Annotated in this window: 27 protein-coding genes and 1 pseudogene; 2 read left to right on the top strand and 26 right to left on the bottom strand. The window is 62.7% G+C overall.

All coding sequences use genetic code 11. From position 1 onward, the window contains the following. Nucleotides 1-70 precede the first annotated feature (70 nt). Nucleotides 71-547 (top strand): TlpA disulfide reductase family protein, encoded by a 477-nt coding sequence (locus tag EST26_RS02405; RefSeq protein ID WP_291065271.1) that lies wholly within the window; start codon nucleotides 71-73, stop codon nucleotides 545-547. 37 nt (nucleotides 548-584) lie between these two features. Here the strand turns inward: EST26_RS02405 and EST26_RS02400 are convergent, their stop codons facing one another. After that, nucleotides 585-1037, bottom strand: coding sequence for a cytochrome c (locus EST26_RS02400; protein WP_291065092.1), 453 nt, complete (start codon nucleotides 1035-1037; stop codon nucleotides 585-587). A gap of 171 nt (nucleotides 1038-1208) precedes the next feature. Between EST26_RS02400 and EST26_RS02395 the strand changes: the two genes are divergently transcribed. Beyond that, complete coding sequence (locus EST26_RS02395) at nucleotides 1209-1883, top strand: cytochrome b/b6 domain-containing protein (protein ID WP_291065090.1); 675 nt, start codon at nucleotides 1209-1211, stop codon at nucleotides 1881-1883. A gap of 27 nt (nucleotides 1884-1910) precedes the next feature. Here EST26_RS02395 and EST26_RS02390 read toward each other — a convergent pair whose 3' ends face one another. From EST26_RS02390 to EST26_RS02270, 25 genes and pseudogenes are all read right to left on the bottom strand, one after another. Further along, complete coding sequence (locus EST26_RS02390; RefSeq protein WP_291065088.1) at nucleotides 1911-2429, bottom strand: peroxiredoxin; 519 nt, start codon at nucleotides 2427-2429, stop codon at nucleotides 1911-1913. A 112-nt stretch (nucleotides 2430-2541) separates the two neighbouring features. Next, nucleotides 2542-2811, bottom strand: a complete 270-nt coding sequence (gene rpsQ, locus EST26_RS02385; RefSeq protein WP_291065086.1) for a 30S ribosomal protein S17 — start codon at nucleotides 2809-2811, stop codon at nucleotides 2542-2544. Continuing rightward, entirely contained in the window at nucleotides 2808-3029 is a 222-nt protein-coding gene (gene rpmC / locus EST26_RS02380; RefSeq protein ID WP_291065084.1) for a 50S ribosomal protein L29, read from the bottom strand. The genes rpsQ and rpmC overlap by 4 nt, the downstream gene beginning before the upstream one ends. A gap of 16 nt (nucleotides 3030-3045) precedes the next feature. Continuing rightward, nucleotides 3046-3462: a 50S ribosomal protein L16 gene (rplP, locus tag EST26_RS02375; RefSeq protein WP_291065082.1), complete on the bottom strand. Its 417-nt coding sequence runs from the start codon at nucleotides 3460-3462 to the stop codon at nucleotides 3046-3048. A 2-nt stretch (nucleotides 3463-3464) separates the two neighbouring features. After that, on the bottom strand, nucleotides 3465-4349 hold the full coding sequence (gene rpsC / locus EST26_RS02370; RefSeq protein WP_291065080.1) for a 30S ribosomal protein S3: 885 nt from the start codon (nucleotides 4347-4349) through the stop codon (nucleotides 3465-3467). 14 nt (nucleotides 4350-4363) lie between these two features. Further along, entirely contained in the window at nucleotides 4364-4693 is a 330-nt protein-coding gene (rplV, locus tag EST26_RS02365; protein ID WP_291065078.1) for a 50S ribosomal protein L22, read from the bottom strand. Nucleotides 4694-4702: 9 nt separating this feature from the next. Next, entirely contained in the window at nucleotides 4703-4978 is a 276-nt protein-coding gene (rpsS, locus tag EST26_RS02360) for a 30S ribosomal protein S19 (RefSeq protein WP_291065076.1), read from the bottom strand. A gap of 12 nt (nucleotides 4979-4990) precedes the next feature. Next, a complete protein-coding gene (rplB, locus tag EST26_RS02355) occupies nucleotides 4991-5815 on the bottom strand; it encodes a 50S ribosomal protein L2 (protein ID WP_291065074.1) in 825 nt (274 codons plus the stop codon). Between the two features lie 2 nt (nucleotides 5816-5817). Further along, on the bottom strand, nucleotides 5818-6132 hold the full coding sequence (rplW, locus tag EST26_RS02350; RefSeq protein WP_291065072.1) for a 50S ribosomal protein L23: 315 nt from the start codon (nucleotides 6130-6132) through the stop codon (nucleotides 5818-5820). Next, nucleotides 6129-6749: a 50S ribosomal protein L4 gene (gene rplD, locus EST26_RS02345; protein ID WP_291065071.1), complete on the bottom strand. Its 621-nt coding sequence runs from the start codon at nucleotides 6747-6749 to the stop codon at nucleotides 6129-6131. Before rplD ends, rplW begins: the two co-directional genes overlap by 4 nt. Continuing rightward, a complete protein-coding gene (gene rplC, locus EST26_RS02340) occupies nucleotides 6749-7423 on the bottom strand; it encodes a 50S ribosomal protein L3 (protein WP_291065069.1) in 675 nt (224 codons plus the stop codon). Before rplC ends, rplD begins: the two co-directional genes overlap by 1 nt. Nucleotides 7424-7644: 221 nt before the next feature. After that, nucleotides 7645-7959, bottom strand: coding sequence for a 30S ribosomal protein S10 (gene rpsJ, locus EST26_RS02335; RefSeq protein ID WP_291065067.1), 315 nt, complete (start codon nucleotides 7957-7959; stop codon nucleotides 7645-7647). A gap of 11 nt (nucleotides 7960-7970) precedes the next feature. Next, nucleotides 7971-9161, bottom strand: a complete 1191-nt coding sequence (gene tuf / locus EST26_RS02330) for an elongation factor Tu (protein WP_291065065.1) — start codon at nucleotides 9159-9161, stop codon at nucleotides 7971-7973. A 164-nt stretch (nucleotides 9162-9325) separates the two neighbouring features. Beyond that, complete coding sequence (fusA, locus tag EST26_RS02325) at nucleotides 9326-11428, bottom strand: elongation factor G (protein ID WP_291065063.1); 2103 nt, start codon at nucleotides 11426-11428, stop codon at nucleotides 9326-9328. A gap of 85 nt (nucleotides 11429-11513) precedes the next feature. Then, nucleotides 11514-11984, bottom strand: a complete 471-nt coding sequence (rpsG, locus tag EST26_RS02320) for a 30S ribosomal protein S7 (protein ID WP_291065061.1) — start codon at nucleotides 11982-11984, stop codon at nucleotides 11514-11516. Between the two features lie 161 nt (nucleotides 11985-12145). Next, entirely contained in the window at nucleotides 12146-12523 is a 378-nt protein-coding gene (gene rpsL / locus EST26_RS02315; RefSeq protein ID WP_291065059.1) for a 30S ribosomal protein S12, read from the bottom strand. 93 nt (nucleotides 12524-12616) lie between these two features. Then, nucleotides 12617-13570, bottom strand: a complete 954-nt coding sequence (gshB, locus tag EST26_RS02310; protein WP_291065057.1) for a glutathione synthase — start codon at nucleotides 13568-13570, stop codon at nucleotides 12617-12619. Between the two features lie 38 nt (nucleotides 13571-13608). Continuing rightward, nucleotides 13609-14079, bottom strand: coding sequence for an adenylate/guanylate cyclase domain-containing protein (locus EST26_RS02305; RefSeq protein WP_291065055.1), 471 nt, complete (start codon nucleotides 14077-14079; stop codon nucleotides 13609-13611). Beyond that, nucleotides 14051-14308, bottom strand: a complete 258-nt coding sequence (locus EST26_RS02300) for a CHASE2 domain-containing protein (protein ID WP_291065053.1) — start codon at nucleotides 14306-14308, stop codon at nucleotides 14051-14053. The genes EST26_RS02305 and EST26_RS02300 overlap by 29 nt, the downstream gene beginning before the upstream one ends. Nucleotides 14309-14442: 134 nt before the next feature. Next, a complete protein-coding gene (locus tag EST26_RS02295) occupies nucleotides 14443-14532 on the bottom strand; it encodes a hypothetical protein (protein WP_291065269.1) in 90 nt (29 codons plus the stop codon). A 140-nt stretch (nucleotides 14533-14672) separates the two neighbouring features. Continuing rightward, nucleotides 14673-14969, bottom strand: a pseudogene (locus tag EST26_RS02290) (CHASE2 domain-containing protein); the annotation flags it as partial. A gap of 47 nt (nucleotides 14970-15016) precedes the next feature. After that, nucleotides 15017-15637: an FHA domain-containing protein gene (locus tag EST26_RS02285; RefSeq protein ID WP_291065051.1), complete on the bottom strand. Its 621-nt coding sequence runs from the start codon at nucleotides 15635-15637 to the stop codon at nucleotides 15017-15019. 44 nt (nucleotides 15638-15681) lie between these two features. Continuing rightward, the gene (locus EST26_RS02280; RefSeq protein ID WP_366474156.1) at nucleotides 15682-16470 is read right to left on the bottom strand and encodes a Stp1/IreP family PP2C-type Ser/Thr phosphatase; all 789 of its coding nucleotides are present in this window, start codon (nucleotides 16468-16470) and stop codon (nucleotides 15682-15684) included. Nucleotides 16471-16997: 527 nt separating this feature from the next. Then, on the bottom strand, nucleotides 16998-18014 hold the full coding sequence (locus EST26_RS02275; protein ID WP_291065049.1) for a cytochrome-c peroxidase: 1017 nt from the start codon (nucleotides 18012-18014) through the stop codon (nucleotides 16998-17000). Nucleotides 18015-18176: 162 nt separating this feature from the next. Further along, nucleotides 18177-20291 (bottom strand): UvrD-helicase domain-containing protein, encoded by a 2115-nt coding sequence (locus EST26_RS02270; RefSeq protein ID WP_291065047.1) that lies wholly within the window; start codon nucleotides 20289-20291, stop codon nucleotides 18177-18179. Between the last annotated feature and the right edge of the window lie 31 nt (nucleotides 20292-20322).

The following is a 20322-nucleotide window of genomic DNA, read 5'->3' as shown; positions in this document are numbered from 1 at the left end:
TGACTCGCCCAAGCTTTTTCGATCCATCATGACGCACGACACACCTTTGCCTTTGTCCCGCCGCAGCTTGTTGGTGACGCTGAGCGCGTGCGGCCTGGTTGCGTTGCTCAGCGGCTGCGGACGACGCGACGCAGCGCCGAACTCTACCTTTGTCTTGCTCGACGGCAGCCAGATCAGCACCGCTGATTTCAAGGGCCGGGTCACGCTGGTGAATTTCTGGGCCACCACCTGCGTTTCCTGCGTGCGGAAAATGCCCGCGCTGATCAGCACCTACAACAAGTTCAAGGACCGCGGTTTCGAGACCATTGCGGTCGCCATGAGCTACGACCCACCGGCCTGGGTGCTCAATTTCGCACAAACCCGGCAACTGCCGTTCAAGGTGGCGCTGGACAACACGGGCCAGATCGCCCGGGACTGGGGCGACGTCAGGCTCACGCCGACCACTTACTTGGTCGATCGGCAAGGCCGCATCGTCCGTCAGTTCGTGGGCGAGGCCGACCTGGCCGCCCTGCAGCAAATGATCGAGCGCTTGCTGGCGCAGAGCTGACGAGAACGCCCGGGCGTGCGCGCTGCTGCCGCAGCCGTCAATCGCGCCGGAAATCGTCGTGGCAGGCCTTGCAGCTCTGGGCGGCCGGGCCGAATGCTGCTCGCAGGGCTTGCAGATCGCCACTATTGGCCGCTGCGCTGAGTTTGACCACTTCGACCTGCATGCGCTCGGCGCCGGCGCGGAACCTGGCCTGCTCGGCCCAGACATGTGGCAAGGAGCGCGACGGGGCCATCTGGGTGCCAGTGCCGAAGGCAGCCCAGGGCAGCTTGCTGAGCGACTCGACCACGGCCGCATTTTCGGCCGCCACCCGGGCATCAAACGGCACGCGGCCATTGGCCATGGCACCCAGGCGGCCAAAATGTGCCCCCATCACGGTGAAGGCGGCTTGGCGGTATTTGACCGCGTCTTCAGGTTTTTGAAACTGAGCCATGGCCGGCGCCGCCAAGGCGGCAAGCGCGCCGGCCAAAGCCAGGGATGAGAAAATTTTCATGCTGGAATCCTGATCTGGGCTTGTTGCGTCGGTGTGGCCAGCCTGCGCCACTCCGGCCGTGTACGATGTTGCGCGGCGATGGTATCGCATGTCTGTGTCGAATCCGCAGTTGCCACCGCACGGGTGCCGCCGCCCCCAACACCCAGTCACATTTCACCTGCACAGCCTCCCATGCACCACACCCGCGTCTGGGACTTGCCCACCCGACTTTTTCATTGGGCTTTGGTTTTTTGCCTGCTCGGCTTGTACCTGAGCGCCAACCTGGGTGGCAACTGGATGAATTGGCACCTGCGCCTGGGCTATACGATGCTCACGCTGCTGCTGTTTCGCCTGCTCTGGGGTGTGTTTGGCGGCCACTGGTCGCGTTTTTCCAGCTTTCTTTTTGCACCGGCCGATCTGTGGGCCTATCTGCGCGACCGGGCCAAGCCCGAACACCACGTCGGGCACAACCCGCTCGGTGCACTGTCGGTGTTTGCCTTGCTGACGCTGCTGTTGCTGCAAGTCGGCACCGGCCTGATCAGCGACGATGACATTGCCTTTTTTGGCCCCCTAGTGTCCTTTGTCAGTGCAGAAACAGTCAACCAAGCAACTGCGTACCACAAGCGTGTGGGCAAAGTGCTGCTGCTGGTACTGGTGGCGCTGCACCTGTTGGCAATTGCCTATCACCACGTGGTGAAGAAAGAGCGCCTGCTGCAGGCCATGATCTCGGGTGACAAGCGCTTGCCCGAACCCGCTGCGGCCAGTCGCGACACGCTGCGCACGCGGCTGGCCGCGCTGGCACTGCTGGGGCTTTGTGCGCTGGCGGTCTACGCGCTGGTCGGTCTGGCTGGCCCGTCAGCCTTTTGAGCGCCGCCGGGGTCAGCGACCGCGCGTTCAGGCCGCGTTCAAGGACCTGGCCTGCGCCAGCAAGGTGGCGGCGTCGCTGACCTCGAACTTGCCCGGACCTTCGACGTTCAGCGTCTTGACCACGCCGTCTTGGATCAACATCGAATAACGATTGCTGCGCAGCCCCAGGCCCTTGCCGTTGAGGTCGAGCGTCAAGCCGGTGGCGTTGGCGAACGCGGCGTCGCCGTCGGCCAGCATGCGAAGCTTGCCCGCTGTCTTTTGCTCGCGCGCCCAGGCGCCCATGACGAAGGCGTCGTTCACGCTCAGGCACCAGATTTCGTCCACGCCAGCGGCCAGGAAGTCCTGCGCGTGCTCGACATAGCCCGGCAGGTGCTTGGCTGAGCAGGTAGGGGTGAAAGCACCCGGCACCGCAAACAGGGCAATCGTCTGGCCGCTGCTGGCGGCGTGCGTGTCGACCGGGTTGGGGCCGACGCTGCAGCCTTCGCCCGCAGTCTCATGGTATTCGAACAAAGTGCAGGCAGGAATTTTGTCGCCCGTTTGAATCATATGCTGCTCCTGAGGTGTCGCGCCGGCCGCGCTGCGGTCGGTGCGGAAATGAAAAAAGCGACCGAATTGTCGGTCGCTTTTCAATTCAGCGCTGCACGCGGCGCAAACAGGCCTATACCAGTGCGGCCTTTTCCACCAGGCGGCTGACGACCCAGTTCTTGGTGCGCGACAGCGGACGGCTTTCGGTGATCTCGATCACGTCGCCCATCTTGTAGTCGCTGTTTTCGTCGTGCGCGTGGTACTTGCTCGACTTGGCGACGATTTTGTCGTATAGCGGGTGCTTGACGCGGCGCTCGACCAACACCGTCACCGTCTTGCTGCGCTTGTCGCTGACCACCTTGCCGATCAAGGTGCGCTTGAGGGATGTTTTGGCTTCCGTCATGGAGTCGCTCCTTTTGTGGTGGACACTGCGGCGCGCTGCTTATCGGCCAGAATGGTCTTGGCGCGGGCAATCGCGCGTCGGGTCTGGCCCAGCGTGGCGTTGTTCTTGAGTTGTTGCGTGGCTTTTTGCATGCGCAGACCGAAATGGGCCTTTTGCAGCGATTTGACTTCGGCTTCAAGGCCGGCCACGTCTTTTTGGCGCAGTTCAGCAGTATTCATCTGGTGTTCTCCTGAATCACTGACCCAACATGCGCGTCACGAACGTGGTGCGCAGCGGAAGTTTGGCGGCCGCCAGCGTGAAGGCTTCACGCGCCAGCGCTTCGGGCACGCCGACGATTTCGTACAGCACCTTGCCGGGCTGGATCTCGGCCACGTAGTACTCGACCGAACCCTTGCCGTTGCCCATGCGGACCTCGGCTGGCTTTTGCGACACCGGCTTGTCTGGGAAAACACGAATCCAGATTCGGCCACCCCGTTTGACGTGACGCGAAATGGCACGGCGAGCCGATTCGATCTGGCGCGCCGTCAGGCGGCCACGATCGGTCGACTTCAGACCAAAGTCGCCAAAGGCGACGGTAGCACCATTGGTGGCGACGCCGGTATTGCGGCCCTTTTGTTCTTTTCGGAACTTGCGGCGAGCAGGTTGCAACATGTTTATTCTCCTTTGCCGTCCGCAGCTGCAGATGCGGGTGCGTCTTTGCGAACGCGCTTAACGGCGGGTTTGGGGTCGGTGCCCGCCACAGCGGCGGCGGGCTTGTCGCTGCCGTCGGCCGGCGCGGCGTTGGCACCCGGGCGGCGCACGGCGGCGCGCGCAGCCGGGCCAGCCGGACGCTCGCGGCGCGGGCCACGGGGGTCTCTCGGACGGCGATCTTCCTCGGCGCGCGTCTCGCTGGCAGCGGGCAGGTCGGTGCGACCCAGTGTGTCACCTTTGTAAACCCAGACCTTGACGCCGATGACGCCGTACGTGGTCTTGGCTTCCGATGTGCCGTAATCGATGTCGGCGCGCAGCGTGTGCAGTGGCACGCGACCTTCGCGATACCACTCGCAACGCGCAATCTCGATCCCGTTCAGACGGCCCGAGGACATGATCTTGATGCCCTGGGCACCCAGACGCATGGCGTTTTGCATGGCACGCTTCATGGCGCGGCGGAACATGATGCGTTTTTCCAGCTGCTGCGTGATGCTATCGGCGATCAGCTTGGCGTCGATTTCGGGCTTGCGCACCTCTTCGATGTTGACCGCCACCGGAACACCCAGCTTGATTGCCAGTTCTTTCTTCAGCCTCTCGATGTCCTCGCCCTTTTTGCCGATCACCACGCCCGGACGCGCCGAGTGAATGGTGATGCGGGCATTCTTGGCCGGACGTTCGATCACAACGCGCGATACCGAAGCGTTCTTGAGCTTTGTCTTGAGGTACTCGCGCACCTTGATGTCTTCGGCCAACATGCCAGCGAAGTCACGGTTGCTGGCGTACCAGCGGCTGGCCCAGTTGCGCGAGATCGCCAGGCGAAAGCCGGTCGGGTTTATTTTTTGTCCCATATCCTGTGACCTCTTCAGTTGCCAACCGTCACGTAGATGTGACAGGTGGGTTTGCTGATACGGTTGCCACGGCCTTTGGCGCGGGCCGAGAAACGCTTGAGCGTGCTGCCTTGTTCGACGTAGATGGTCTTGACGAATAGCTCGTCGATGTCGGCGCCGTCGTTGTGTTCAGCGTTGGCGATGGCGGAGTCGAGCGCTTTCTTGACGATGCCAGCGGCTTTTTTCTGCGTGAAGCTCAGTATGTTGAGCGCCTGATCGACTTTTTTGCCACGAATCAGGTCGGCCACCAGTCGGCCTTTGTCGACCGACAGGCGCACGCCGCGAACGATAGAGCGGGTTTCCATGGTGAATCCTTACTTCTTCGCTTTTTTGTCGGCCGGATGGCCTTTGAACGTGCGCGTCTGCGAAAACTCGCCGAGCTTGTGTCCGACCATCTGGTCGGTGATGTAGACCGGCACGTGCTGTTTGCCGTTGTGCACGGCAATCGTCAGACCGATGAAGTCGGGCAGCACCATGGAGCGGCGCGACCAGGTCTTGACCGGCTTTTTATCCTTGGTGGCGACGGCTTTCTCGACCTTGGCCAACAGGTGGTGGTCGACGAAGGGGCCTTTTTTCAGTGAACGGGTCATGGTGTGCAGCCTTTACTTCTTGCGACGCGACACGATCATCGACTGCGTGCGGCGGTTGTTGCGGGTGCGGTAACCCTTGGTCAGGTTGCCCCACGGATCCACCGGTGCGCGGCCTTCGCCGGTCTTGCCCTCGCCGCCACCGTGCGGGTGGTCGATCGGGTTCATGGCGGTACCACGCACCGTTGGGCGAATGCCCATGTGGCGCTTGACACCGGCCTTGCCGAGTTGGCGCAGGCTGTGCTCCTGGTTGGAGACTTCGCCCAGGGTGGCGCGGCACTCGACGTGCACCTTGCGCACCTCGCCCGAGCGCATGCGCACCTGGGCATAAATGCTTTCGCGTGCCAGCAGCACGGCGCTGGCACCGGCAGAGCGGGCAATTTGTGCCCCCTTACCGATTTGCAGCTCGATGCAGTGAATCGTCGATCCGACCGGAATACTGCGGATCGGCAGCGTGTTACCCACCCGGATCGGCGCTTCGGGGCCCGAATGCAGCGTGGCACCGACCTCAACACCGCGCGGAGCGATGATGTAGCGGCGTTCGCCGTCGGCGTAGCACAGCAGCGCAATGTGAGCGGTGCGGTTCGGGTCGTACTCGATGCGCTCGACCTTGGCCGCGATACCGTCTTTGTTGCGGCAGAAATCGACCACACGGTAGTGGTGCTTGGCACCGCCGCCCTTGTGGCGCACCGTGATATGGCCGTTGTTGTTGCGCCCGGCCTTCTGGAACTGCGGCTCCAACAGCGGTGCAAAACCAGCGCCTTTGTGCAGGTGATCGCGTGTGACCTTTACCATGCCGCGACGGCCTGGTGAGGTCGGTTTCATCTTGATGACGGCCATGATTAAATGCCCTCCCCGCCGAAGTTCAGTTCCTGACCCGGCATCAGGGTCACGTAGGCCTTGCGCACGTGGTCGCGGCGACCGCTGGTCTTGCCAAAACGCTTGGCCTTGCCTTTTTGGTTCAGCACCGAAATGCCCTTGACCTGCACCTTGAACATCAATTCCACCGCCGCCTTGATCTCGGGTTTGGTGGCGTCTTGCAGCACCTTGAACAGCACGGCGTTGTTCTTTTCCGCCTCTTGGGTGGCTTTTTCGGACACGATGGGTGCCACCAGCACCTGCATCAAACGGCCTTCGTCGTATTTTTTGATGCTCATGCAAACATCTCCTTGAGCTGGTCCATGGCGCCCTTGGTGACGATCACTTTCCTGTAGTGCACCAGCGAAACCGGGTCGGCATAGCGCGGCTCGACAATCAGAATATTGGGCAGGTTGCGCGAGGCCAGGTACAGGTTCTCGTCCACTGCATCGGCAATCACCAGCGCCGACTGCAGGTTCATGGCCTTGAATTTGTCGGCCAACTGCTTGGTCTTGGGCGAATCGACCTTGATCGACTCGACCACCGCCAAGCGGCCTTCGCGCACCAGTTGCGAGAAGATAGAGGCCATGCCGGCACGGTACATCTTCTTGTTGATCTTCTGGGTGAAGTTCTCATCCGGGCTGTTCGGGAAAATACGACCGCCACCGCGCCACAGCGGCGAGGAGGTCATGCCCGCGCGTGCGCGGCCGGTGCCTTTTTGCTTGAACGGCTTTTTGGTCGAGTGCTTGACCATTTGCCGGTCTTTTTGCGCCCGCGTGCCTTGCCGCGCGTTGGCCTGGTAGGCCACCACCAACTGGTGGATCAGCGCTTCGTTGTAAGCGCGACCAAACACGGTGTCGGGCACGTCCACATTGGCGGCGGCCTGACCCTGGTCGTTGAGGAGTTCGACTTGCATCAATTCACTCCTGCTTTGCTGGCGGCCTTGACGGCCGGACGCACGGTCAGAAAACCGCCATTGCAGCCGGGCACGGCGCCGCGGATCAGCAACAACTGGCGCGACTCGTCGACACGGAACACATCGAGGTTTTGCACCGTCTTGGTGACGTCGCCCATGTGGCCGGTCATTTTTTTGCCCGGGAACACACGCCCAGGGTCTTGCGCCATAGAGATCGAGCCCGGCACGTTGTGCGAACGGCTGTTGCCGTGCGAGGCGCGCTGCGAGCTGAAGTTATGGCGTTTGATGGTGCCGGCAAAGCCTTTACCGATCGAGGTGCCTTGCACGTCGACTTTCTGGCCGGGCGCAAACACGGCGTGCGCAGCGACCACGGCGCCGGGCTGGTAGCGGGCGGCGACGTCGGAGGCGACGCGAAATTCCTGGATGATTTCACCCGCTTCGACACCGGCTTTGGCCAGGTGGCCCGCTTCGGGCTTGGTGACGCGGGAGGCGCGACGCTGGCCATAGGTGACCTGCAGCGCATCGTAGCCATCGTTGGCCAGGGTTTTGACTTGTGTCACACGGTTGTTGGAGACGTCGACCACCGTGACAGGAACTGCATCCCCGTCATCGGTGAACAAGCGCATCATGCCCACCTTGCGACCCAACAACCCGAGGGAGTTGCTAAGACTCATTGTTTTCTCCGTTCCCGACTTCAATTGGCCGGGGCTGATGGTGCAGCGACTCACCCGCGAGTGGGTGCTGCGTTTGGGGTTTGCTCCAAGCCTTCTCTTGACCTGGCGCGCTGCTCTGACTGCGCACCTGAATGCTCAATCAGAAAAGCCCGCCAGTATAACCAGCGGGCTTTATTTTTGCAAGCCATTTCAGCGCAAGCGCCGAAAAACAGCAAGGCTGCTTACTGCAACTTGATTTCCACGTCGACGCCGGCCGGCAGGTCGAGCTTCATCAGGGCGTCGACCGTTTTGTCCGTCGGGTCGACGATGTCCATCAGACGCTGGTGGGTGCGGATTTCGAGCTGGTCGCGGCTGGTTTTGTTGACGTGCGGTGAGCGCAGAATGTCAAAACGGCGCATGCGCGTAGGCAGCGGCACCGGGCCTTTGACGATGGCGCCGGTGCGCTTGGCGGTATCGACGATCTCGGCCGCCGACGTATCGATCAGCTTGTAGTCAAACGCTTTTAGGCGAATACGGATTTTTTGCTTGGTAGACATGCGTGTGCTCCTTAAGCCAAAATCTTCGCCACCACGCCGGCCCCGACGGTGCGCCCACCCTCGCGGATGGCAAAGCGCAGGCCTTCTTCCATCGCAATCGGGTTGATCAGCTTGACCGTGATCGAGACGTTGTCGCCCGGCATCACCATCTCTTTGCCTTCGGGCAGCTCGATCGCACCGGTCACGTCGGTGGTGCGAAAGTAGAACTGCGGCCGGTAGTTGTTGAAGAACGGCGTGTGGCGCCCACCCTCGTCTTTGGACAGCACGTAGATCTCGCCGGTGAAGTGCGTGTGCGGCTTGATCGAGCCGGGCTTGCACAGCACCTGGCCGCGCTGCACGTCTTCGCGCTTGGTGCCGCGCAGCAAAATACCGACGTTATCACCCGCCTGGCCCTGGTCGAGCAGCTTCCTGAACATCTCGACGCCGGTGCAGGTGGTCTTTTGCGTCGCCGCAATGCCGACAATCTCGATTTCCTCGCCGACTTTGACGACGCCGCGCTCGATGCGACCGGTCACCACGGTGCCGCGCCCGGAGATGGAGAACACGTCTTCCACCGGCATCAGGAAGGTGCCGTCGACCGCGCGCTCGGGCAGCGGAATGTAGGTGTCGAGCGCGTCGGCCAGCTTCATGATGGCGCCTTCGCCCAGCTCGCCTTTGTCGCCTTCGAGCGCCAGCTTGGCCGAGCCGTGCACGATCGGGGTCGCATCACCCGGAAAGTCGTACTTGTCGAGCAGCTCGCGCACCTCCATCTCGACCAGCTCGAGCAGCTCGGCGTCGTCGACCATGTCGCACTTGTTCAGAAACACGATGATGTAGGGCACGCCCACCTGGCGCGCCAGCAAGATGTGCTCGCGCGTCTGCGGCATGGGGCCGTCGGCGGCCGAGCAGACCAGAATGGCGCCGTCCATTTGCGCCGCACCGGTGATCATGTTCTTCACATAGTCGGCGTGGCCGGGGCAGTCGACGTGGGCGTAGTGGCGGTTGGCCGTTTCGTACTCGACGTGCGCGGTGTTGATGGTGATGCCGCGCGCTTTTTCTTCCGGCGCCGCGTCGATCTGGTCGTAGGCCTTGGCCGAGCCGCCAAACTTGGCCGCCAGCACCGTGGTGATGGCCGCCGTCAGCGTGGTCTTGCCATGGTCGACGTGGCCAATGGTGCCGACGTTGACGTGCGGCTTGGTCCGCTCAAATTTTTCTTTTGCCATTTTTCAATTCCTCAAAAAGAACAAGGCCCGTGTCGGTTTAAGGTTTCCGACCCTGGCCTGCCACGGGCAGCAGGCCAACCGCTGGCGCGGCGTCGAAGACCATCTGAACAGAAGTAGGCCTGGCACGCCGCAGCAAGAACTGCCGTGCCGCTACCGGCCCAGGCTTACTTGGCGCGCGCGGCGACGATGGCTTCTGCCACGTTGCGCGGCGCCTCCGAGTAGTGCTTGAACTCCATCGAGTAGGTGGCGCGGCCCTGCGACATCGAGCGCAGCGTGGTCGAGTAGCCGAACATCTCGGACAGCGGCACCTCGGCCTTGATGGCCTTGCCGCCGCCGGCCATGTCTTCCATGCCTTGCACCATGCCGCGGCGGCTCGAGAGGTCGCCCATCACGTTGCCGGCGTAGTCTTCCGGCGTTTCCACCTCGACCGCCATCATCGGCTCCAGGATCACCGGGCTGGCCTTGCGGCAGCCTTCCTTGAAGCCGAAGATGGCCGCCATCTTGAACGCCATTTCGGACGAATCGACGTCGTGATAGGAACCGAAATGCAGCGTGACTTTGACGTCGACCACCGGGTAGCCGGCCAGCACGCCCGTGGTCAGCGCTTCGAGCACGCCCTTTTCCACCGCCGGAATGTATTCGCGCGGCACCACGCCGCCCTTGATGGCGTCGACGAATTCAAAGCCTTTGCCGGCTTCGTTCGGTTCGATCTTGAACACCACGTGGCCGTACTGACCCTTGCCGCCCGACTGCCGAACGAACTTGCCTTCGGAGTCTTCCACCGTCTTGCGAATGGTTTCGCGGTAGGCCACCTGCGGCTTGCCGACGTTGGCCTCGACGCCAAATTCACGCTTCATGCGGTCGACAATGATCTCCAGATGCAGCTCGCCCATGCCGGCAATGATGGTCTGGCCCGATTCCTCGTCGGTCTTGACGCGAAACGACGGGTCTTCGGCCGCCAGCCGCTGCAAGGCAATGCCCATTCTCTCCTGGTCGGCCTTGGTCTTGGGCTCGACCGCCTGGGCGATCACGGGCTCGGGGAAGACCATGCGCTCGAGCATGATGATGGCATCGGGGTCGCACAAGGTCTCGCCGGTGGTGACGTCTTTGAGTCCGACGCAGGCGGCGATGTCGCCGGAGCGGATTTCTTCCACCTCCTGCCGGTTGTTGGCGTGCATCTGTACGATGCGGCCAATGCGCTCTTTCTTGCCCTTGACCGCGTTGTAGACCGTGTCGCCCTTTTTCAGCACACCGGAATAGACCCGCACAAAGGTCAACTGGCCGACGTAGGGGTCGGTCATCAGCTTGAACGCCAGCGCCGAGAGCTTCTCGGCGTCGGCGGCGCGGCGCGTGGTAGGCGCTTCATCTTCATCTGTGCCCTTGACCGGCGGAATGTCCACCGGCGACGGCAGAAAGTCGACCACGGCGTCCAGCATGCGCTGCACGCCCTTGTTTTTGAACGCGGAGCCGCACAGCATGGGCTGAATCTCGGTCGCCAGCGTGCGCGTGCGTATGCCTTGCTTGATTTCGGCTTCGCTCAGGTCGCCTTCTTCCAGGTACTTGTTCATCAGCTCTTCGCTGGCTTCGGCAGCGGCTTCCAGCATCTTCTCGCGCCACTCTTTGGCCAGCGCCAGCAAATCGGCCGGAATGTCCTGGAATTCAAATTTCATGCCCTGCGAGGCTTCGTCCCAGATGATGGCCTTCATCTTGATCAGGTCGACCACGCCCTTGAAGCCTTCTTCGGCCCCGATCGGAATCACGACCGGCACCGGGTTGGCCTTCAGGCGCAGCTTCATCTGCTCGACCACCTTGAAGAAGTTGGCGCCGGTACGGTCCATCTTGTTGACGAACGCCAGCCGCGGCACCTTGTACTTGGTGGCCTGACGCCAGACCGTCTCGGACTGCGGCTGCACGCCGCCGACGGCGCAGTACACCATGCAAGCCCCGTCGAGCACGCGCATGGAACGTTCGACTTCAATGGTGAAGTCGACGTGACCGGGGGTGTCGATGATGTTGAAGCGGTGCTCGTCGAAAGACAGGTCCATGCCCTTCCAAAAGCAGGTGGTGGCGGCCGACGTGATGGTGATACCGCGCTCTTGCTCCTGCTCCATCCAGTCCATGGTGGCGGCGCCATCGTGCACCTCACCGATCTTGTGATTCACACCGGTGTAGAACAGAATGCGCTCGGTGGTGGTGGTCTTGCCGGCATCGATGTGCGCGGAAATGCCGATGTTGCGGTAACGCTCAAGAGGCGTGTTGCGGGGCATGATGATTCCTGGTTTGAGGTTTGCGCTGCCGCAGCCGACGCCGAGCCACGCGGCTCGGCTGCTCGGACCGGGGCGATTCTGCTGCTTAGAAGCGGAAGTGGCTGAAAGCCTTGTTGGCTTCGGCCATGCGGTGCACCTCGTCTCGCTTTTTCATGGCGCCGCCGCGACCCTCGGTGGCCTCGACCAGCTCGTTGGCCAGCCGCATTGCCATCGACTTTTCGCTGCGCTTGCGTGCCGCTTCCTTGATCCAGCGCATGGAGAGCGCGAGGCGACGCACCGGGCGCACTTCGACCGGCACCTGGTAGTTGGCGCCACCGACGCGGCGCGACTTGACCTCCACCATCGGCTTGACGTTGTTGATGGCGGTCGAAAAAATTTCTACCGGGCTCTTGCCGGTTTTCTTCTCGATTTGCTCCAAGGCACCGTAGATGATGCGCTCGGCGACCGCTTTTTTGCCGCCTTCCATGATGACGTTCATGAATTTGGAGAGTTCGACGTTGCCGAACTTGGGGTCCGGCAGGATTTCACGTTTAGGGACTTCGCGACGACGTGGCATTTTTTACCTCTTGATTGCTTCAGTTGGCGTCTTTTCAGACACCGCAAGGGTCAACAAAACCCTCACTTACTCGACCCACCCGAAATCGTTCGAGCCTGGGGTCACGACGCTGCTTCACCGCGCCACGCGGCAAACAGCACTTTTTGCTCTGCCGAGCAGAATTACTTGGCCTTGGGCTTCTTGGCGCCGTACTTGGAGCGCGACTGCTTGCGGTCTTTGACGCCTTGCAAGTCGAGCGAGCCGCGCACGATGTGGTAGCGCACGCCGGGCAAGTCTTTCACCCGACCGCCGCGCACCAGCACCACGCTGTGCTCTTGCAGGTTGTGGCCTTCGCCGCCGATGTACGAGATGACCTCGAACCCGTTGGTCAAGCGCACCTTGGCGACTTTGCGCAAGGCCGAGTTCGGCTTCTTGGGCGTGGTGGTGTAGACACGGGTGCACACGCCGCGGCGCTGCGGCGAGTTCTCCATGGCCGGGCTCTTGGACTTGGTCTGTTCGACCTCCCGGCCGTGGCGCACGAGTTGATTGATGGTTGGCATGAAACGTCCCTAAACGTCTGGAAAAAGCGAAAACGAAAACTCCTCGGAATATTCCGAAAAGCCCTCAATTATAGCACGCGCCGCTGGCTGGACCTAAGCGCCGGCGCTGATCCGGGCTTCGAGCGCATCGACAAACAGGGCGGCGACGTCAAACCCGGTCTGTGCGCTGATTTCCTGAAAACAGGTCGGGCTGGTGACGTTGATCTCGGTGACGTGTTCGCCGATCACGTCCAGCCCCACCAGCAGCAGGCCGCGCGCCGCCAGTTGCGGCCCCAGGCTGGCGGCAATCTGGCGATCGCTGTCGCTGAGTGCACGCGCCACGCCTTTGCCCCCTGCGGCCAGGTTGCCGCGCTGCTCGTTGCCCTGCGGGATGCGCGCCAAACAGTAAGGCGCGGGTTGGCCGCCGATGATCAGCACGCGCTTGTCGCCGTCTTTGATTTGCGGCAGGTAGCGCTGCACCATCACGCTGGTGGCGCCGCCCTGGTTGAGGGTTTCGATGATGGAGCCCAGGTTCATGCCGTCTGGACCCACGCGAAAAATGCCTGCGCCGCCCATGCCGTCGAGGGGTTTGAGAATGATGTCGCCTTGCGCGGCGTGGAAGTGGCGAATCGCCTCGGGTGAGCGCGTCACCAGGGTGGGTGGGGCGAACTCGGAAAACTCCATCAGCGCCAGCTTTTCCGGGTGGTCGCGCAGCGCGCGCGGTCGGTTGAAGACGCGCGCGCCCTCGCGCTCGGCCTGCTCGAGCAAGTGGGTGGCGTAGAAATACTCGCTGTCGAACGGCGGGTCTTTGCGCATCAGCACGGCGTCGAAGTCGCGCAATGCCGCGCGCTCATGCTGCAGCACACGGTACCAGTCGTCGGCCTGGCCGCTCAGGCGGATGCGCCGCACCAGCGCCGTGACCAGCTGGCCACTGCACCATTGCAACTGCTGCGGCTCGCAGGCCGCCAGCGTGTGACCGCGCCGCTGCAATTCGCGCATCATGGCAAAGCTGCTGTCTTTCTGGGTCTTGAAGGTGTGCAGCGGGTCGGCAACGAAAAGAATGTTCATGGTCGGCCATTGTGCCGGGTTTGTACGCAGGGCAGGAATCATCCGGGCCAGTGGCGGCTGCCGTCCCAGCCCGGATTGCTGCTGGCTCGGGTGCGCGTCGTGGCGACCCGCTCGGCGCTGCGCCGGTACAAGGCCCGCTGCGGATGGCGCGCTTGCAATTCGCGCAACAAGTCCGCGCAACGCTGCCAGTCTGCCGCACGCCAGGCGTCCAGCGTCAACTGCCAGCGCCCGAGTTCTTCGACCTGCTCTTCAGTCTGGGCCTGGAGCGGGCACAGCGGGCTGTAGATGCCAACAGCGCTGTCTTTGCCCTTGCTGTGTACGCGGTCGAGTTCCTGCCAAACAAAGCCGCTGGCCTGCTCGCGGGTGGCCTGGCTGGCCACAATGTCCACGCCGTACTCGGGCGCCAGGCTTTCGAGCCAGGCGCCGAAGTTGACTGCTTCGCCGATCACGGTGTAGCTGCGCCGCTGCGCTGAACCCATGTCACCGACGCACATCGGACCGGTGCCCATCCCAATGCCGATCTCGATGGCAGCCAGCCCCCGTGAACTGCGCCCATTCGTAGCCAAGCGCACAGTCGGGTCTGTGTTTGAGCGTACCGTCGAGCAGGCCGGCGATCAGATTGGCGTGCGTCTCCACGCCAGGGGTGGCCGCGCCCGCAGGCGTGGCGCGCAGATCGAACAGGCCCGGCGCCGAACTGCCCACCAGCACGATCTTGCCTTCGAGCTGACGCGCTGCCACGCGCCCGGCCAGCAAATCACTGGCCGAGATGTACTGAACCTAAATCCGGCAGTTGACCGCGCAGTTTGCGCTGGAAACGCCCAGGAACACACACTCATTTGACCACGAAGGCAGTCACCTGCTGGGTGAGAGCGCTACAGCGCCAGCGCCAGCGACTCGTAATACCGCCCATTGTGTTGCGCCAGCAGCGGCAGCGAACGCACCAGGCCGTCGGCGTCGACCACGGCGTTGAAGAATCCGGCCCGGGGTGCAGCCTGCGCCAGCGGCGCGATATTGGCTGCGTAACCGTCCCACGACGCGGCGCACGCAGCCGTTCGTGCGGGTGCAGAGGAACAGCGCGCTCAGGCTCGGCAAACACCATGTCAAAGCCGAGCACGGCAATGCGCTGCTCTTCAAACAGCGTATCGACCAGCCGCGCCAACTGCTCACGCGACCAGGGCCAGCGACCCAGCTCAGTCAGGCTTTTTTCGTCGATGTCGACGATCACCACCCGCTGCTCCAGCGTGGCAGGCATGAACGCGCGCAAACGCGCATCTTCTATCAGGTGCTCCAGTCGCTGCAGCGCACCCAGCGGCAGCACAGCGCTGGCGTGCAACAGGGCAAAGAGCAGCGGCAGCAGGGCCAGCGCCAGGCGCGGGCCGCGTCGGCTCAGAGCCCGCATGGGAGCGCCGCAACCAAGAGGTCGCCCGCGCGCCGCGCTGCAGCGCCTTACTGCAGCACGAAGCGCATTTGTGTGCCCGCAAGATCAATCAGATCGCCATCGTGCAGGTCGACCGCCTCGGCGCCCAAAGGCCGGCCGTTGACGCTTGGCTTGACAGCACCCTCGACCAGCGCGACCACATAGCCGTGCGGACGGCGCGTGATGGCCGCCACCGCCAGCCCCGGCTTGCCCATGGTGGTGACCACCTTGACCAGCGGCACCTCGCGCCCGGTGGCCGGGCCAGACAAGACCTTGATCAGCGCCTGCCTCAGCGGCACGGCGGCCGACTGCAGCTGGCCGGCCTGGATGACAGCGGCCTTTTCGACCGAATCGGCGGCTCCGCCGTCGTGCGCAAATCTGATTTTGTATTTGCCGATCTCGATCGTGTCGCCGTTGTGCAACTGCTGCTTTTTGATCGCCTTGCCGTTCACGTAGCTGCCGTTGGTGCTGCTGAGGTCTTCCAGAAACACCTCGGCGCCCGACATTTGCAGCACGGCGTGCTCACCGCTGACCGCCAGGTTGTCGATCACGATGTCGTTGTAGGGGCGACGGCCCAGCGTGGTGCGGTCCTTGGTGAGCTGCACCTCTTTGATGACAACGCCATCGATGGAAACGATCATTTTCGGCATGGCCGACTCCTGTGGAATCTGTAAAACCTGTCTTGTCTATAGCGTCAACCCAGCACGCGCGCAAACAGACTCTTGCGCGCTGACGTCGAATCCACACGCACCAATATCACCGAGACATTATCACGCCCGCCGCTGTCGTTGGCGGCGTCGATCAGCGCCTGCGCCGTCTGCGCCAGGGTTCCCGACCGCTCCAGAATGGTTTTGATGTGCTCGTCGCTGATCATGTCGTTCAGACCATCGGAGCAAAACAAGTACCGGTCGCCGGCTTCGATGCGGTATTCATTCATCTCGACCGCCACCTGCTCCTCGGCCCCGAGCGCGCGCGTGACCAGGTTTTTATGGGTGGCAAACAGCGCCAGCTCGGGCGAGATCAAGCCGGCATCGATCTGTTCTTGCAGCAGCGAGTGGTCGCGGGTGAGTTGCGTCAACACGCCCTGGCGCCAGCGGTAGCAACGCGAATCGCCCACGTGCCCGGTCAAGATCTGCGCGTCTTGGAACACCGCTGCAACCACCGTGGTGCCCATGCCGGCGTGGTGCGGGTTGGCGTTGGCGGCGTTGAAAATCGTTTGGTTGGCAGTTTGCAGGCTGAGCTGCAGCGCCCGCCTGAGCTCGCTCTGATTGGCCAGGCGAGCATGTTCAGACAGCCAGCGCCGCATCTCAGACATGACCGTGGCGGCGGCCATGGCGCTGGCGACCTCACCTGCGTTATAGCCCCCCATGCCGTCGGCCAGCACCACCATCTGATGCTGCACGTCATACGCGACCGCATCTTCGTTGTTGTTCCGCACCAGGCCCGCGTCAGTCAAACAAAAATACTCAAAAATCATAGTCATGAATTTATAACTGAAAACCTGGTGCGTATTGGCAAAACACCAAAATGTCTTGTACCGGGCGACCTCAACAAGCGTCACAGCAGCGCACGATCTGGCTCAGAGCCTACGACATTGTGTAGCTTCTGCATTGAAATAAATGAGCACCAAGCTCTTAGGCCCGGCATCGTTCGGGCTTGTACCCCGTTCGGGCTGAGTTTGTCGAAGGGCTTCGACAAGCTCAGCCCGAACGGGGTACAAGCTCAGCCCGAACGGATTTCAAGCTCAGCCCGAACGGATATTAAGACTTCACCGGGCCGGATCAACAGACCAGTCGGTCACATGCGTTTTGGAAGGCATGTTTCTGGAACGGGCTCGGTACCTCTTTGCAAAGCTTCCCACGCGCGGTCAGCCTCATGCAGTGGCGCTTCGCTTTGCGCACGGTGACCCGCTTACGGCGGGATTTGCACCCGCAGGTGTGCGCCCATGCCGGGCGCACCAGGCGCAAAAAAACCGGCCCGAAGGCCGGTTTTCGCTGACGCCTGCGGCGTTCAGTTGAACGGCCGTGGCGGCGGGGTCTTGTCGCTCGAGGGCGGCAGAATCGGCAGCATGAGGCGGGGCTGTTGACCGGTCAGGGTTTTCAGGAAGGCCACGATCTGGGCATTTTCCTGCGCCGTGTACACACGGCCCAACTGCAAACGGCCCATCACGTCGACCGCTTCGGTCAGCGTCCTGGCCGAACCGTCGAAGAAGTAGGGGTAGGTCAGTTCGACGTTGCGCATCGTCGGCACTTTGTGCTTGAAGCGGTCAGCGTCCCTGCCCGTGACGCCAGCGCGACCGATCGGCTGGGGGTTGACGCTTTGAAAGGCTTGCACCACGCCCAGGCGCTGAAACGAGGTGCCGCCCGCGTTGGGGCCGTTGTGGCAGGCCACACAGCCGCTGTCCCTGAACAAATGATAGCCGGCCAACTCGTCTTTGGTGATGGCGTTGTCCTCGCCGTCGAGCCAGCGGTCAAAGCGCGAATTGGGCGTGACCAGGGTTTCCTGGAACGCCGCCAGCGCGGTAGTGACCTGGTCAATCGACATCTGGTCGGTGCGAAACACGGTGCGGAATTCACTCGCATAGCCGGGAATGCTGCGCAGCACGTCCATCGCCACCTCGTGCGTCGATGCCATCTCGCCCGGGTTGGCAATCGGGCCGCCCGCCTGCTCTTTGAGCGTCAGGGCGCGGCCGTCCCAGAATTGCGCCAGGTTCAGGCTGGAGTTGAGCACCGTCGGCGCGTTGATCGGGCCTTGGGACCAGTTGTGACCGATCGAGGTCTTGAGGTTGTCCGAGCCGCCGCGGCTCAGGTTGTGGCACGAGGCGCAGGAGATGAAGCCCGAGCGCGACAAGCGCGGATCGTGGAACAATTTTTTGCCCAGTTCGACCAGAGCCGGGTCAATGTTGCGCACCGCCGGAATGGTCTGAATCATTGAATCGCGCTTTTGCGCCAGCGCCGCTCCTGTACTCATGAGGGTGGCGGCTGCTACGGCGCACAGCACCCAGTGGATGGCTCGCGGGGTTTTCATGGTGTGTCCTCTTTCGGTGGGTCAGGCAAGATCACGGCAGTGCAGCAAAGCGGCAGGGCGCTCGTGCGCAGACACTGGCTCGTGACGAAATCACTCTAATCGGACAAACCCGAACCACGCTTGATGCAAGTCAAGCCATCGCCGCGCATGAATAGCTTTCAGCTATGGAACTTTTATGGCTCTTGCTATCGCCTGCACAACTTCGTTGTGCGCTGCCACTTTCAACGCCGCCTGTTCACTGGCGCGCTGGGCGAATTCGGCGCGCAGCGCACGCAATTGCTCGCGCGGGTCTGCGCGCGTGCTGACCTGATCGAGCGCCATTTCGGCAATGAAACGGCTGGGCTGTCCGGGCACGCTGGCGCGCCCGACCTTGCGCCGCTTGAGCCAGCTCACTGCCAGCGTGCGCTGCGCCCGCGTGATGCCGACGTACATCAGGCGGCGCTCCTCCTGCAGGCGCAGCGCCAGCACCTGTTGGGCGTCGGCGTCCTGGTCTGGCGCTGCTTCGAGCTTGAACGGCAGCAGGCCTTCGTTGACACCCACCAGCAGCACGTGTGGCCACTCCAGCCCCTTGGCGGCGTGCAGGGTCGACAACGTCACCACATTCTGATCTTGTTCGCGCTCCGACAGGGTCGAGAGCAGGGCAATGGTTTGCACCACGTCCAACAGGTTTTTGCGTTCGGACGGCAGCGCTGCCGCACTGCCGTCCTCAAGTGGGCCGCCGCAGCGCTTGGCCACCCAGTCGCAAAAGTCCAGCACATGGGCCCAGCGAACGCTGGCGGCCTTGGCACTGTCTGCGCTGTCGTGCAGGTGTTTTTCGTAGCCGATGTCGTGCAGCCATTCGCCCAGCAAGGCGCGTGCCGCTTCAAAACCCAAGGTGTGGCGGGCGCGGTATTGCAGCTCGTTGACGCTGCGACCGAATTCGTGCAGCGCAGCGAGCGCGCGCGCCGGCAACGCGGCAGCCAGCGAATGGGAAAACAGCGCCTCGAACAAACTGAGCTTGTATTGGCTGGCAAAGTTGCCCAGTTGTTGCAGCGTGCTGTGTCCAATGCCGCTCTTGGGCGTGGTGGCCGCGCGCAGGAATGCCGGGTCGTCGTCCGGGTTGGCCAACAAGCGCAACCAGGCGCACAGGTCACGGATTTCGGCGCGGTCAAAGAAGCCTTGTCCGCCCGAGACGCTATACGGTATTTGTGCACGCCGCAGTGCCTGCTCAAAGACGCGCGCCAGGTGGTTGGCGCGGTACAGGATGGCAAAGTCGCGCCATTGCGGCGCCGCCGACTGCGCGTACAAGCCCTGGATACGCGCCACACAACGCTCGGCCTCGTGCTCTTCGTGGTCGGCTGCGCTTACGCGCACCGGCTCGCCCTCGCCCAGCTCGCTCCAGAGCGTTTTCGGATACAGCTTGGGGTTGGGGCCGATGACGTGGTTGGCGGCGCGCAATATGGCGCCAGTCGAGCGGTAGTTCTGTTCCAGCTTGATGACTTTGAGCGCGGAAAAGTCCTGCGGCAGCCGTTTTAGGTTGTCCAGCGTGGCGCCGCGCCAGCCGTAAATGCTCTGGTCGTCGTCGCCGACGGCGGTCAGCCGCGCGCGCTCACCGACCAGCAGTTTGAGCAACTCGTACTGGCTGGCGTTGGTGTCCTGGTACTCATCGACCAGCACGTGGCCCATCTGTTTCTGCCATTTTTCGCACACCTCGGGGTGCAGGCGCAGCAGCTTGAGCGGCAGGCTGATGAGGTCGTCAAAATCTACGCTCTGGTAAGCGCTCAGGCGTTCTTCGTAGTGCGCCATGAGGGTGGCGCAGTGCTGCTGCTCTGGGTTCTGCGCCGCCGCCAGCGCCTGCTGCGCGTTCAGGCCGGCGCTCTTCCAGCCGCTGATGCACCACTGCCACTGCCGCACCTGCGCCAGATCGGTGCTGGCGCCGCAGTCTTTGAGCAAACTGGTGATGTCGTCGCTGTCCAGAATCGAGAACTGCGGCTTGAGGCCGAGCGCCGCACCGTCGGCGCGCAGCAAGCGCACACCCAGCGCGTGAAAGGTGCAGATCAAGACCTTTTGCGCCGGGCGGCCAACCAACTGCTTGGTGCGTTCGCGCATTTCGGCCGCCGCTTTGTTGGTGAAGGTGATCGCGGCAATGCGCTCGGGCGCCAAGCCAGCCTGGATCAGTCGGCCAATTTTGTGCGTGATGACGCGCGTTTTGCCCGAACCGGCGCCAGCCAGCACCAGCGACGGTCCGCCCAGGTGGTTGACCGCTTCGAGCTGAGCCAGATTCAGTCCGCTGGACATTTCAAGAGATGGGCACGCGCGCCGGTGACAA

The sequence above is a fragment of the Hydrogenophaga sp. genome, from assembly GCF_014773545.1.
In the GTDB taxonomy this organism is placed as follows: domain Bacteria; phylum Pseudomonadota; class Gammaproteobacteria; order Burkholderiales; family Burkholderiaceae_C; genus Hydrogenophaga.
This window is presented reverse-complemented; position numbering and strand designations above follow the sequence as displayed.